Annotated in this window: 9 protein-coding genes; 3 read left to right on the forward strand and 6 right to left on the reverse strand. The window is 50.8% G+C overall.

Translation table 11 applies throughout. The features are described 5' to 3' along the window. Positions 1-68: 68 nt before the first annotated feature. On the reverse strand, positions 69-2486 hold the full coding sequence (locus KK083_RS01835) for an ABC transporter permease (RefSeq protein ID WP_254160084.1): 2418 nt from the start codon (positions 2484-2486) through the stop codon (positions 69-71). A gap of 200 nt (positions 2487-2686) precedes the next feature. Between KK083_RS01835 and KK083_RS01840 the strand changes: the two genes are divergently transcribed. After that, entirely contained in the window at positions 2687-3076 is a 390-nt protein-coding gene (locus KK083_RS01840; protein WP_254160086.1) for a DUF1801 domain-containing protein, read from the forward strand. A gap of 246 nt (positions 3077-3322) precedes the next feature. Then, positions 3323-4450, forward strand: a complete 1128-nt coding sequence (lepB, locus tag KK083_RS01845; protein ID WP_254160088.1) for a signal peptidase I — start codon at positions 3323-3325, stop codon at positions 4448-4450. A 126-nt stretch (positions 4451-4576) separates the two neighbouring features. On the opposite strand, the gene KK083_RS01850 is transcribed toward lepB, so the two are convergent. Further along, the gene (locus KK083_RS01850; RefSeq protein WP_438834716.1) at positions 4577-6262 is read right to left on the reverse strand and encodes a RagB/SusD family nutrient uptake outer membrane protein; all 1686 of its coding nucleotides are present in this window, start codon (positions 6260-6262) and stop codon (positions 4577-4579) included. A gap of 86 nt (positions 6263-6348) precedes the next feature. Continuing rightward, complete coding sequence (locus KK083_RS01855) at positions 6349-9555, reverse strand: SusC/RagA family TonB-linked outer membrane protein (protein WP_438834717.1); 3207 nt, start codon at positions 9553-9555, stop codon at positions 6349-6351. Positions 9556-10214: 659 nt separating this feature from the next. Between KK083_RS01855 and KK083_RS01860 the strand changes: the two genes are divergently transcribed. After that, positions 10215-11393 (forward strand): glycoside hydrolase family 1 protein, encoded by a 1179-nt coding sequence (locus tag KK083_RS01860; protein ID WP_254160094.1) that lies wholly within the window; start codon positions 10215-10217, stop codon positions 11391-11393. Between the two features lie 91 nt (positions 11394-11484). Here KK083_RS01860 and KK083_RS01865 read toward each other — a convergent pair whose 3' ends face one another. From KK083_RS01865 to KK083_RS01875, 3 genes are all read right to left on the reverse strand, one after another. Continuing rightward, positions 11485-12174, reverse strand: a complete 690-nt coding sequence (locus tag KK083_RS01865) for a response regulator transcription factor (RefSeq protein ID WP_254160096.1) — start codon at positions 12172-12174, stop codon at positions 11485-11487. A gap of 224 nt (positions 12175-12398) precedes the next feature. Continuing rightward, positions 12399-13397: a glycosyltransferase family protein gene (locus tag KK083_RS01870; RefSeq protein WP_254160097.1), complete on the reverse strand. Its 999-nt coding sequence runs from the start codon at positions 13395-13397 to the stop codon at positions 12399-12401. Then, on the reverse strand, positions 13394-14245 hold the full coding sequence (locus tag KK083_RS01875; protein WP_254160098.1) for a UDP-2,3-diacylglucosamine diphosphatase: 852 nt from the start codon (positions 14243-14245) through the stop codon (positions 13394-13396). Before KK083_RS01875 ends, KK083_RS01870 begins: the two co-directional genes overlap by 4 nt. Positions 14246-14408: the final 163 nt, after the last annotated feature.

Consider the following 14408-nt stretch of genomic DNA (forward strand, 5'->3'; position numbering starts at 1 on the left):
GAAAACTGATAAAGCAAAAACGTCCCGACTTTCACCGGGACGTTTTTATTTGATCTGAGAGGAAGCAACTACTCCTGCCGCAGTGTATTCACCGGGTTCACGAGCGCTGCTTTAAGTATCTGTCCGCTGACGGCGATCATGGCGAAGATGCCCACTACCAATGCAGGTGATGCAAACAGCCACCAGCTCAGCGGTGCACGATAGGCAAAATTCTCTAACCACATCGTCAGCAGGTAATAGGCCGCCGGGATGCCGATGACGCTGGCTACCAGCAGCAGCGTTACGTAATCTTTCGAGAACAGCAGCATGATGTTGGTGATCGATGCGCCAAGCACTTTGCGAATGCCGATCTCCTTGATGCGCACGGTTACCGTATAAGACACCAGTCCGAAAAGGCCCAGGCATGAGATGGCAATGGAAAAGAATGCGAATACTGTAAAGATCCTGGTGAATTGTGAATCGGCCTTGTACTGGTTCGCTACATGTGTATCGAGGAAAGAATAGATGAAGGGATTCTCAGGGTAGATCGCCTGCCAATGCTGCTCGAGCCTGCCGATCACTTGCTGCATCGGAACATTCGTGGACGAAAGCTTCAAAGATATGTAGAGCGGCCCGTTGACAGTGTTTCTGAAGATCATGGGCTCGAAATTGTTCTTGAGCGACTTATGGTGATAGTTCTCCACCACGCCAACGATCTCTTTCTTCTTGCCCCAGTAATTCACCTTTTTGCCAATGATCTCGGCCGGATCATTAAAGCCAAAATGCTCAGCACCTTTGCGGGTCACAATGAGGAAGCTGTCTGTGTTTACCGCTACATCCGTAAAGTTGCGGCCGGCGATCAGCTTCATGCCATAGACGTCGATAAAATTTTCATCCACACGGTAAGAAAGGAACGCAAGACGCGCGTCGTTCTCATTATTCCCCCACAACGCAATGCCACCGTGTGTGTCCACATCGTTGTATGACTTGCCTGGAATAGCCGATGACACAGCGATCTCACCGATGGCCGGATCTTCCTTGGCTTTCTGCGCAAAGTAACGGTAACGAGTCAAAAAAACAGTGTCGTTTTGCAACGTGCTCGGTGCATTGACGATCAGTGTTTTGTCGTAAGAAAAGCCCAGGTCTTTAGTGCGCATGTACTGCATCTGGTTCATCACGATCATGGTGCCGGTGATCAACCCCACAGACATGATGAACTGGAACACCACCAGGGCCTGACGCAAAACTGATTTACCTTTGGTGAGGCTGGCAGACGAAGATTTCAATACACGCAACGGTTGAAAGGCCGAAAGGATGATGGCCGGGTAAAGTCCTGACAACAGGCTTCCTGCGAGGTACAACAATCCTAGTCCGCCGAGGAATCGCATATCCGACAGCAGTGAGAATTTCAGCGGTTTCTCCAGCAGGGCGCCGAGCAACGGCATGGTTAGCTGCACAATACCGATGGCGAGAACAACGGCGATCAGGTTCATGTAGAACGCTTCCAGCAAAAACTGCATCATCACCTCACGCCTGCTGGCGCCATTCACCTTCCGGATGCTTACTTCCTTGCTCCTGCCCTCGCCCCGTGCGGTTGACAGGTTGATGTAATTGACCCACGCAATGAGCAGGATCATCACAGAGATCACCGTAAGAAAATAAACAGACTGGGCGCTGCCGTTCACATCCAGCTCATATGCGATATTGGAGTGCAGGTGGATATCTTCCAATGGCTGAAGCATCAGTCTTGCCTGCGGATCTTTCACCATATACTTCTTCACAAAAGCAGGTAGCTTGGCCTCCAAAGCTTTGTAATCAGTGCCGGGTGCAAGTTCGATATAAGTATAGAAGTCGTTCCATTGCCAGTGGTCTTTGATCTGCGGATTTTGCCGTTCGAACTCTGCAAACGCGATCATGGCATTGGCCTTGAAGTGAGAATTATCAGAGATGTCTTCCATGATGCCCGTCACCTTCATCAGCGCTCCGTTGTTGATCCGCACGAGTTTGTTGAGGGGACTCTCCTTCCACTGTGCCATGGTGCCGAAATACTTCTCTGCGCTGGAACGGGAAAGCACAATGCTGCCGGGCTCGCGCAGCGCGGTGCTGGTATCGCCGGCAATCAGCTTGAAATCGAGCATGGTGAAGAAGGTGGGATCGGCATAGTAGACCTTCTGCTCCTCGAAGATGTTTCCGTCATAGTTCAGCACTACCCTGCCGTACTCCGGCGTGATGCGTACATAACGCCGTACTTCAGCATATTCGTGCATCAGTGCATCACCCGTGGGCGCGTTGGCCGCAGCATCGAAATCTGTTCTGTAAGCAAGCGCCACCCGGTAGATATTGGCGCTGTTGTGATGAAAGCGGTCATAGCTCTTTTCGTAGCTAACATACTGCATGATGATCATGGCCACAGCGAGTCCCGCCGATAACCCCAGGATATTGATGACGGAGTACGTCTTCTGCCGGATGAGATTGCGATAGATGACCTTGAAGTAGTTTCTGAACATAAGGTGTATATCAAACATGTGGACTCCGGCAAATATCTCACCAGAGGTGACTTTTGGAGTATCAGGCTTAAAAAACGGGTATTTCAGGCCTGTTACTATCCGGTATCGGACATCTGAGTCCGGTCTGGAACGATCCGGGCGATTTGCGGCCGGCAACGTCCGAGGGTTTCTATCGTATATAATTGCACGAATAAACCCGCATGCTTAAACCCATCGATCACTATTTTCAGGAAAAGGAAGAGCCTGTAAAAAGTTGCCTCCTCTTTCTGAGGGACTACATTCTGAAAGCAGACCCGCATGTTACAGAGGCCTGGAAATATGGAATGCCGTTCTATTGTTACAACGGCAAGATGTTCTGCTACCTGTGGGTTCACAAAAAGTACAAGCAGCCGTACATTGGCATCGTAGAAGGAAAGAAGATCAACCACCCAAAGCTGATCCAGGAAAAACGCGCCCGCATGAAGATCCTCTTATTCGATCCTGATAAGGATGTGCCGGTGAGGATGGTCAATTCAATATTGAAAGAAGTGTTGAGTTTATATAAAAGTCCACGGTCCACGGAATTTTCTCTTCGAAGACCGTCATCCTGAGAGGTGGTATTGTGATGGGGTGTGCGAGCGAAGGATCCCCTGATCGTTACTGCGTACCTAATTCGAGCACCTACCTTTGCATATGCACTTCGTCATCCGGGGATTCTTCACTCCCGCAAGCCATCCCACATGCATCGTTCAGAATGACGGTTCAATTTATTGGGCGTTCACATTTTAAAATTTCTTCCTAAACACGTAATTCTATCCCTTCTCCCGCCTACTAATCCCAGTATAAATTCATAGCCTATGAACTGGAAATTCCTGTCGAAGAAAAAGAAAGAGGAGAAGCCGAAGTCGAAGCTTCGGGAGTGGCGCGAGGCCATCGTATTCGCTGTGGTAGTGGCAACGTTGATCCGCTGGTCTACCGTGGAAGCTTTTGTGATCCCTACACCGTCAATGGAAAATTCAATGCTGGTGGGCGATTACCTGTTTGTGAGCAAACTGCACTATGGACCGCGTACCCCCAGAACACCCCTGCAGATCCCGCTTACGCACCAGAAGATCTGGGGCACGGAGATCCCCTCCTACCTCGACTGGATCCAGCTGCCTTCATGGCGATTGCCTTCCATCAGCCATGTAAAACGAGAAGATGTGGTAGTGTTTAACACACCTGCCGCCAGCATGAACGAAGGAGAAGAGCGGCCCATCGACCTGAAAACGTTCTATGTAAAACGTTGTGTAGGTGTGCCCGGCGATCAGCTGGTGATCAAAGACCGCCTGCTTACCGTGAATGGCAAAACGCTCAGCACCTACCCCGGCATGAAGTTCAGTTACCTGGTTACTGCAAAGGACGAGATCAAAAAACGCAACCTCGATAAGCTGGGGCTCGACTCAGATGATTACATGTACCTGGGGAAAACCAGAGACGATAAGGCGATCTACAAGATCTGGCTCACTACCGATCAGCTTAACACTGTAAAGGCCGCCCCTTTTATCGCTTCTGTCGATGATGATTATACCACCCACGATGGACCCGACAGGGATATTTTTCCTGCGGCGATGAACAATGCCTGGAATGGCGACAACTATGGACCGCTCACCATCCCCGCCGAGGGAATGACCATCGCCATCAATGATTCAACGCTTGGCCTGTACGGTGAAACCATCCGCCAGTATGAGCATCACGACAATGTTGTGATCAGCGATAACACACTGACAATCGACGGAAAAGCTGTGAAAGAATATACTTTCAAACAGGATTATTATTTTATGATGGGCGATAATCGTAACAACTCGCTCGACTCGCGTTACTGGGGCTTTGTACCCGCAGACCACATCGTAGGCAAACCGCTGTTCACCTGGTTCTCGGTTGACCAGGAAGCGGATCTTCTCCACAAGATCAGGTGGAGCAGAATGTTCAGACTGGTGAAATAGTCGGATAAATAGTCGTCAGACCACTGCGCCCACGGCAACGCGCCCGGCAGTGGTCCGACGACTAAAAAAAGCCGCCTCATTTGAGACGGCTTTTTTTGTTGTAGTAGTCGTTCGACGACTGAATAATCAATATCCGAAGTTCTGCGTAAGTGTAGCCTGCCCTTTCACCTGGCTGTTGAGGATCTCCTGCAACGGGATAGGGAAGTATTCATGCTTGCCTTTCACGAACTGTACACCTTTCAGGTAAGCACGCTTGGTACCTTCCACCAGGTAGTACGCGTTGAGGGTTTCAGCCGCAATACCCCAGCGCACGAGGTCGAAACGTCTGTGGCCTTCCATGGCAAACTCCAGGCGTTGCTCGAACTGCACGGCTTTCCTGGCCAGGTCTTTGTCTGTCCACACCGTTGTGTATTCGTTGATCAGATAATTGGCCGCGGGAGTTCCTGCCGCTGTCTTCACAAAACCATCGGGATTTGCTGCCCTTCTTCTGATGTCGTTCACATAACCGCGTGCAACTTCAAGCTGATCCTGCTCCACGGCAATTTCTGCCAGCCAGAGCAGCACATGAGAATAGCGGATCATGCGGTAGTTGTTGGCGTTGAGGCGTGGATTACCAGAGAATGTATAACCGCCTACATCAGAACGATACATCACGTGTTTCTTCGGCGAGTAAGGGCCACCGTATGATTGATCACGCACATACGTCTTGCCCGGGTGAACACCCCAGTCGAGGTAAGGGATGCCACGGCGGCCAACAGTCCAGTCGAGGCGTGGATCGAGTGTGCCGGCGTAAGGCGTAAAGGGTGCCGTTGCTTCAATGCCCTGGTCGCTGGTGACATCGGCATCGTTAAACGTGGTCAGCAAAGGCAGGCCGTCAGCACCGGTCTTGAAGGAGTTGACCAGGTTCTGCGAGGGCTGGAAGAATCCGCAGCAGGTAGTTACACCGCCACCGCCGTAAGGGTAATTCAGCGTTGAACCGATGTTGCCGTTCTCACCACCAGAAGCGCCGTCGTTCACGGAGTATTGCACTTCAAAAATGGACTCGACGTTGTTGTTGGTCACCGCCCTGAAGTTGTCATGATAGCGGTCTGCGAGCTTGTATTGGCCGCTGTTCTTGATCTCTTCGAGCAACGCCTTGGCTTCAGGATACTCTTTTTGAAACAGGTGTGCTTTTGCCAGCGTGGCGGCAGCAGCCCACTTGCTTGCCCTGCCTGGCTGGGTCTGCTTCGGCGGAAGCACTTCATAGGCAGCCCTCAGGTCAGCCTCGATCTTGGGCCAGATATCCACATCGTTGGGGATCTTGGTGCTCTCCAGGTTATTCGGATCGTAGATGGTCTCGTCGATGTAAGGCACCATGTTGTACATCTTCTTCAGCTCGAAATGATAGTGGCCGCGCAGGAACCGCGCTTCGGCAATGATCTGTGCACGTTCTGCATCCGTTACATCGAGCGCTTTGGGCAGGATCTGCAAAACATCGTTGCAGCGGGCAATGCCATCGTACATGCCACGCCATTTGCCGCGGAAGTAAATGTTATCGGAAGCAATGTTGTGTTGCTCGATAAGCGAGATGGGCGGCTGATCTCCGGCGATCGTACCTTTGTAAGCATCATCAGACGCCACGCTGCCATACACCCAGTTATCTGCGCCCACCTGGTATGAGCGGTATGCACCTTCAGCTGTTGCCCAGCCATCCAGCAGGGAATAGGCCCCCACCAGCAGCGCGTTCACCACAGCCCTGTTCTCGAGGCTGGAGCCTATCAGCGCTGCTTTCGGCTTCACGTCGAGGAATGAATCCGAGCATGAGCCGAGCATACTCAGTATGATTATACTACTTATGATTGCTGTTCTTTTCATCGCTGTAATTTTTTTCTGTGAATGATCTAAACACATAAACGGTCTCAGAAGCTTAAGTTCAATCCTACGAGATACTGCTTCGCCGTCGGGTAGGCACCACCGTCAACACCGATCTGCCGGTCGTTGCCGGAAGTGTAGGTACGGAGGTTGATCTCAGGATCCATGCCCGAATAATTGGTGATGGTAAACAGGTTCTGTGCCTGAACATAGATGCGGGCAGTGCCCAAACCTACTTTCGACAATAAAGTCTTCGGCAGGTTATATGTCAGCTGCACGTTCTTCATCCTGAAATAAGAACCGCTTTCCAGGTAGTATGTTGAAGGCAGGATGCTGACCTGGTCGCTGGAAGTAAGCTGCGGCAGCACAGCATCTGTCTTGCCTGGTCTCCATGATTCATACAACATGCGGGTGCTTCTGTTTCCTGCAAAGGTGGGGAAGTCGGTCCAGTACTTCACATAGTTGAAGATGTCGTTGCCATGCACACCCTGGCCGAACAGCACCAGCCCGAAGTTCTTATAGTTGATATTGATGTTGATACCATAAGTGAAATCGGGGTGCGGGTTGCCGATGATGGACAGGTCTTTCGTGTTGATCACGCCATCCGGCACACCGTCGGGGCCACTCACATCGCGGAACTTGAACCTTCCTGCCCTGTTCTGGTTGGTGCCCAGGTTGTTCACGGGCGCTGCTGCTGCTTCATCGTCAGACTGGAAGATACCGTCTATGGTATAACCGAAGAATGAAGAGATGGGGTAGTTCTGCTGGGTTACCACGAAGTTCTGGATACGTTCGTCGTTGATGCCGAAGTATTGTGTGTTGGCATCGCCAGTGGTACGGGTCACGGTGTTACGGTAGGTGCTGAAGTTACCACCGATGGTATAGGTCAGATCGCTGCCCATAGCCTGGCCATTGTAATTCAGGGAAAGATCCAGACCGCGGTTCCGCATTGAACCGATGTTCTGGAACGGCACAGTGGCTACACCTGCTGTGAGGGGAGCCTGCACGGGGAACAGCATGTCTGAGGTCTCGCGCGTATACCAGTCGATGGCGGCATCTACTTTTCCGCCAAAGAGGTTCACATCGGCGCCGATGTTGGTGGAAGTAGTGGTCTCCCACTTCGCTTTCACGTATCCGAACTGGACGAGCTCATAACCGGGGATTGCCGAAGAACGTGATCCGTTCAGATCATAGTACGATGTGATGGGATTGAGCGCGAACATGGTGAACGGGTTGTAGTTACCGATCTCCTGGTTACCGGTTTGTCCCCAACCCACGCGAAGCTTCGCCCTGTCGAGCCATGAGCTCCAGTTGTCAGCAAAGCGCTCTTCTGATAATACCCAGCCGGCACTCACAGCAGGGAATACGGCCGAGCGAAACTCCGGTGCGAAACGTGAAGAACGGTCGCGGCGGATGGTTCCTTCCAGCAGGTATTTGTCTTTCAACGCATAGTTGACCTTGGCAAACTCCGAAGCCAGCGCCCAGTTGGAAGATGTTCCGGTATTGGTCAGGCCGCCTGCACCGCCGTTCAGGTAACGGTTGTCGAGGGCGTCATTGATAAAATTGGTGCGCTGAGCGTCGAACGTTTCAAAGTAATCCTTGATGGCTTCCGTTCCGATCAGGAAATTGAGGCGGTGCGCATCGCCCAGTGACAGGCTATAGGTCAGCGTGTTGTACCACGTCCACGTCCATTCATAGTTGTTGGTGGTCTGCAGGGTGTTGGATCCCCTTGCTTCGGCCGATTCGATGTCGCGGATGGTGTAGTTGCGGAAGTTGTAAAGATTGTAGTCCACACCAAAGCTGGTCTTGGCGGTCAGGTTCTCGAGGATATCGACCTCTGCATAGGCATTTCCGAAGAGACGTACCTCTTTCTGGATGTTGTCTTTATTACGCCACAGGTCGCCCACGGGGTTGCGCGAGTTGTCGAGGTCAGTGCCCCGGGTACCGCCAAAGTTCACACCTGATACATCGTGCACCGATACGATCGGCTGAATGCGGTATGCAAATGAGGTAGGATTGCTTTCGTGGTTGTTGCCGTTGGGCTGGGCAACCCTCTCGCTATAGGCGATCTGAAAATTTTCTCCGACGCGGATCCGTTTGTTCACATTGAACTCCGTATTGGCGCGCAGCGAGTAACGTTTGAAATTGGTGTAGATCATCAGGCCCTTCTGATCGAAATAGTTCAGTGACAGGGCATAACGTCCACCATCATTGCCACCGGAAACACCGATCTGGTGGTTCTGGATCGGCGCCGGGTTAAAGATCTCGTCCAGCCAGTTTGTACCCTGTTTGTTCGCCTTGGTGATCAGCCATTTGGTCTTGTTGAAATCGGCACCGTCTATGTTCGCGCTGTAGTTGATATAATTGCCATTGGCATCCTGGGCTACGCGTGGGTCTCCTTCCATAGCACCGGCAGGGAAAATGTAATCCGGGATCACGGGATCAACGCCGTTACCGAATTGTGCATGCGTTGGGTTTCCGTTGGTGCCTACAACACCCGCATTTCTTCGCGATTCCCACACAAGCTGTGCATATTCATTGGTGTTGAGCATGTTCAGGAGCTTGCCCGGCCGCTGTGTTCCAACGTACATATCATAGGTGAACACAGGCTTGCCTGACTTTCCTTTTTTGGTGGTGACGATCACCACGCCGTTCCCTGCGCGTGAACCGTAGATCGATGCAGACGAGGCATCCTTCAGGATCTGCATGGATTCAATATCGTTCAGGTTAAGGGTGTTCAGGTTGCCTTTGGTGGGTACGCCATCGATCACGTAGAGCGGAGAGTTATCGTTGATGGTACCGAAGCCGCGGATCCGCACCATAACACCGCCACCGGGGCTGTTCTCATTGCCTACCGTTACACCGGCAACTTTACCCTGCATAGCCTGCCCCAGGTTGGTAGAAGGTGTGGACAGCAGTTGTTTGTTGTCGATGGTGGCTACGGAGCCGGTGATATCACGTTTCGATTGAGATCCGTAACCCGTTACCACAACCTCTGAAAGCGAGATCACATCCGCCAACAGGGTTACGCTAATCTGGGTGCGGTTGTCAATATTCACTTCCTGCGTGGTGTAGCCGATAAAGGAGAATACCAGTGTACCCGTTCTGTCGGAAACGTTCAACGTATAATCGCCATTGGCATCTGATGTGGTTCCGGTGGAGGTACCTTTCAGGAGAACGTTCACGCCGGGTATCCCCTGGCCATCCTCTTCCGTGACCCTGCCTTTGATAGTAAATTCCTGGAAGTAATTCATGGAAGAAGGGGCGGTAAATTCATGTCCTGGAATGGTACCCGACATTTCTGATGGTGGGTCACCATGATGATTTCCCGTCGCGGTGCCTGCGCGCATCACGCCGGGAAGAAAGCTGAACCCGATCGACATCGCGATCGCACATGTCATTCGTAATTTTCTTTTCATAGGGCTAGATTAAAATGGTTAATAGTATAACATAAGTGCAATTCATGTTCGACAAAACTGAATACGGAACACTTCCAGGCATGCAAGCCCGGTTCAATCAACTACACTAGAGAAAAAAAGAAATAGGACTAACAGAAAGTATTAGCCAACGGATTACCAACAGAGTCTTTCCTACCGGAATATAAGGATTACTTTAGAAATTTAAATCGATTGCGTGCAAATTTTGCACGTTCTCCGATAGTCGCCTTTTTTTTGACGGTAAGTGATGGCAAAGATAAGTGCGTGTATGTGCGTGTGTGTTGGGATCCACAGAACACGGCTGTACAGTATTAAGTTCGCGTTTGCCTATTGTTTATTTGCCTACTGCCTACTTCTTTAAAGTACGAGGTATGTCCCGATAGCTATCGGGATACGAAGTACGCATATTCGACGTCACATCTCCCGGCCGTGGACTGTGGACTATCGACTGTGGACTTTTTCTATCTTTGCGGCCGATGAAAATTGTGTTTCCGGATAACTTTCGCTTTGGCACCAGCACCTCGGCCTATCAGATCGAAACGCCCTATGCCCATGACTGGAACAACGTACGCGCCCGCGATGGACATATTTTTGACCGCACCACAGACCATGAGAAAAGATATGATGAAGACATCGCCATCATCGCCTCGCTGGCGCCCAATTACAGGATGAGCCTGATGTGGAGCCGCCTTCAGCGCGAACCATTCGGAAAACTGCATCCGGAGACCACACGCGAGTACCACAGCCTGCTGCAGAAGCTCACATCGCGCGGCGTGCAGATCATGATGGTGCTCCATCACTTTGCCAACGCAGCCTGGTTTGCCGAACGAGGCGGCTGGCAAAAAAAAGAGAACATCGCCCTCTGGGTAGATTACGCAAAGAAGGTGGTGGATGAGTTTGGCGGTTATGTTTCAAGCTGGAATACCTTCAACGAGCCCAACCTGTACACGAGCATGGGATGGGTGGCCGGAGAATTTCCACCTTTCAGAAGGAACATGCTCGTAGCAAGAAGGGTGATCACAAACATTGCGGCAGCACACGAGCACCTGTACACTTATATCAAAGATAAGTATCCCAACACCCTGGTGGGCATCTCGCACAACTGCACCGTTTTTGAACCAGAGAATATATTAGGTTACCTGCCATCAAAGTTCATCGACTGGTGCTATATGGAATATGCGCCGTCTCTTTTTAAACAGACCGATTTCTTCGGCATGAGCTATTACGCCAGAATAGGCCACGATCCCTTCCCCATCACTTATCTGCTCACACCTGAAAAAGTGAAAAAGCTGGGCAAACCCCATGACGACATGTGGGAATACTACCCGCAAGGGTTGAAGCAATGTATGCTCCGCTACTGGAAGCAGTTCAGGAAACCCATCATCATCACAGAAAACGGCATTTGCACCGGCGATGACACCAAACGCGTGCAGGCTATTCACGATTACATGGGACAGGTACACGAGGCCATCCAGGAAGGTGTAGACGTGCGTGGATATTACCACTGGAGCACCTGGGATAACTTCGAATGGAGCCTTGGCCCCACCTACCGGTTCGGACTCTATGGATGCGACCCCGTCACCAAAGACAGGTTTAAGAAGCCAAGCGCCGATGTGTTCTCGAAGCTGGCGTACAGTAGGGAAATAGAGTTGTAGCATTTTTTTTCCCGCAGATCACGCTGATCAACGAGATCATTGCATGCGTTTTTATCTGCGGTTATCTGCGAAATCTGCGGGACATGCATTTTTAATGGATGATAAACTTATACCGGTGATCATTCAGGCATTGAATGATGTTGAGGCCGATCTTTCTTCTCAGGTTATCGATGTAGAGCTCAACGGATGAATCGTGCAGGTAAACTTCAGAGCCCCAGATGATGTGAACGAGGTTATCCAGCGTGATCACCTTGTTGGAGTTCTGGGCAAAGAAGAACAGCAGCTCCAGCTCGGGCCTGCTCAGGAGGATCTGGTTATCCTGATAACACACTGCCCCCGATCGCTGGTTGATCTTCAGGCTGCCGATGCTGAGCTCAGGTATACTTTTGCGGATGATGAAATTGTTCTTCAGCACAGCGCTTACCTTGTAGGTGAGGGCGCGCAGGCCTATCATTTTTTCAATGTAATCGTCGCCGCCTGTGTTCAGGGCTGCCTGCTGATAGTAACGTTCAGACCGTGCTGTAAGGAAGAAGATATAAGTGTTCTCAAAACGTTTCATGCTGCGAAGCTCGCGGCAGAGCTCGATGCCGTTGGGGTGTGGCATCATGATGTCCAGTATGATGAGGTCGGGGGAGAATTCTTTCGCAACGGCAATCGTTCTTTTGCTGTTGGCCAGGGTCTTTATCTTGAAGCCTTCTTTCTCGAGGTTGTATTTTAGGAGGTCAAGAATATCGCCGTCATCATCCACAACCAGGATCCGCAGCAGCTTCTGGTCAGCCATAGGTAGTACCTGTCATAACAATTGACTGAAGGTACAACGTTATGATTAAGCGACGTTTATGGGAGGATTATGGTGGCGTTAATCTTTTTAGTCCATGGTCCATGGTCGATAGCCCATGGCACATAGTGTGATTGACGAAGGTCATTCCAAAGCTCGACTATTAACCCGATTGTCAAAATCGACTCCACCTAACTATGGACTATGGACCATCGACTATGGACTTTTTAATGCTGCATCGCTTCTCCGAGCGCGAGCGCCTGCTGCACGGCTTCTTCCGCAATGTTGTTGTACTCAACGGTTGCCCTGTCGCCGGTAGCCAGCCATGCCTCGATCTTGTCCATGTTCTTTTTCTTGACCTTCTTCAGCACAGGCACCCCCATCTGCTTCAGGGCTGCAGCGTTGTAGTGTTGTTCGTATTGACTTTTCATCGGCACCACCAGCAGCTTTTTGCCCAGGTACAGGGCCTCTGCAGGTGTCTCAAAACCAGCGCCGCATAACACACCGCTGGAAGTAGCCATGCTGATGGTGAACTCTTCGTTGTTGACAGGGTAAACCGAAAGCTTGCCCACGTGATAAGGCTTCTTGGCATGTTTGGAGAAAACGTGCCATTTTACCTTAGACAACCTGGTGAGCAACGGAACCAGCTTCTTGTCGTCATACGCCGGAAGATAAACGGTGTAATGTCCCTTATCCTGAACCTTGGCCTCGCGCACCCTGGCACGGATCACCGGTGTATAAATGTTCTTATCAAAACGGGCGAAGTGAAAACCGACGTGCGCTTTGGCGGGCGCATAGTTCTTCAGGATCCACTCTCCCACCGGATCGAAGCTTTTGGGCCGCGGCGATTGTGGCGACAGCAATGACGACTGGTGACTGAGCGCCACGCAGGGTACCTGCTTCCTGTTACACGCCCACGCCGAGATCGGCTCGAAATCGTTGATCACAAGGTCATATTTCTCAACGGGAAAATCCCTGATCTCCTTGTACACCGCCTTGGAGCTGTTGCGCCGGAATGTTTTAACCAGGTCTACGCCACCACTTTTACCGAAATAAAAGCTGAGCCCTTTCGACTTGTATTTTACGGGGTAGGAAAGTTTGATGTCAGCTTGGGCACCGCTCACGAAAAGGTCAAGGTTGCCAAGCTGTTGAAGGATAGGTACAATGTCTTCGGCCCTGGCGATGTGACCGTTGCCTGTGCCCTGAATAGCGTAGAGTATTTTCACTTCTTTACCGTTAAAAACTGGTTTACAAGATCCTTAAATATAAGATCGTTGTCCAGATTATTTTTCAGGCGTTTAGGAAGTTTTACAGATTGTGCGTGTTTATCGTCCTGGTAGCGGTAGATCCGCCAGTCTGTGCCATCGAATTCCAGGGCGGTGAGGTTTTCGATCCAGTCGCCGGAATTAAGGTACATCACCTCACCTTTCTCTGTTGTGATCCTTCTCATCTCGGGTTGGTGGATGTGCCCGCAGATCACATAATCGTACTGGTTCTCTATGGCGATGTCAGCCGCCGTCTTTTCAAAGTTATTGATGAACTTCACCGCTGTTTTCACACTGTCTTTCACCCGTTTGGAAAGCGAGATCTTCTCACGACCCATCTTGTTCATGATCCAGTTCACGATAGTATTGATCAGGATCAGGGTGTCGTATCCGATGGCGCCGAGCTTGGCGAGCCACTTGGAGTGCTGCATGGTTACGTCGAATACATCACCGTGAAAGATCCATGCTTTTTTTCCATTCAGTGTCAGCAGCGCTTTGTTGTCTATGCGGAAAGACCCGAGCCTGAAGCCGGCAAACTTCCGCAGCATTTCATCGTGATTGCCGGTGAGGTAGGTGATCCTGGTATTTTTGGTGAGCAGGCTGGTGATGTGCTTGATCACCTGCATGTGCGATTTGGGCCAGTAACGCTTGCTGAACTGCCACATATCGATGATATCGCCATTGAGCACAAGCCTTTTGGGCCGGATGGATTTGAGATACCGGAGCAGCTCTTCTGCATGACATCCGTAGGTACCCAGGTGAATGTCTGACAATATAACCAGCTCTACATCACGCTTCTTTCTTCCCATGGTTACCGGGGTTATAACCAGCTAAAAGACTTGCTGAAAATAAGAGGAACTTCACGTTTCAAATATACCGGGTTAGTGTAGAACAGCATGCCTTGTTTTGGTTATGGAATTGTTAATATCTGAACAGAGCGTCTCGATTAAATCTGCACAAAAACGAAGACAG

Source organism: Chryseosolibacter histidinae, from assembly GCF_018598225.1.
GTDB classification, from domain to species: Bacteria; Bacteroidota; Bacteroidia; order Cytophagales; family Cyclobacteriaceae; genus Chryseosolibacter; species Chryseosolibacter histidini.

Bases quoted from the DNA above. Each gene is read 5' to 3' on its own strand.
- lepB (WP_254160088.1), top strand. From the start codon at position 3,323: ATGAACTGGAAATTCCTGTCGAAGAAAAAGAAAGAGGAGAAGCCGAAG.
- KK083_RS01840 (WP_254160086.1), top strand. From the start codon at position 2,687: ATGCTTAAACCCATCGATCACTATTTTCAGGAAAAGGAAGAGCCTGTA.
- KK083_RS01865 (WP_254160096.1), bottom strand. From the start codon at position 12,174: ATGGCTGACCAGAAGCTGCTGCGGATCCTGGTTGTGGATGATGACGGC.
- KK083_RS01855 (WP_438834717.1), bottom strand. From the start codon at position 9,555: ATGAATTACTTCCAGGAATTTACTATCAAAGGCAGGGTCACGGAAGAG.
- KK083_RS01860 (WP_254160094.1), top strand. From the start codon at position 10,215: ATGAAAATTGTGTTTCCGGATAACTTTCGCTTTGGCACCAGCACCTCG.
- KK083_RS01875 (WP_254160098.1), bottom strand. From the start codon at position 14,245: ATGGGAAGAAAGAAGCGTGATGTAGAGCTGGTTATATTGTCAGACATT.
- KK083_RS01850 (WP_438834716.1), bottom strand. From the start codon at position 6,262: ATGCTCGGCTCATGCTCGGATTCATTCCTCGACGTGAAGCCGAAAGCA.
- KK083_RS01835 (WP_254160084.1), bottom strand. From the start codon at position 2,486: ATGTTCAGAAACTACTTCAAGGTCATCTATCGCAATCTCATCCGGCAG.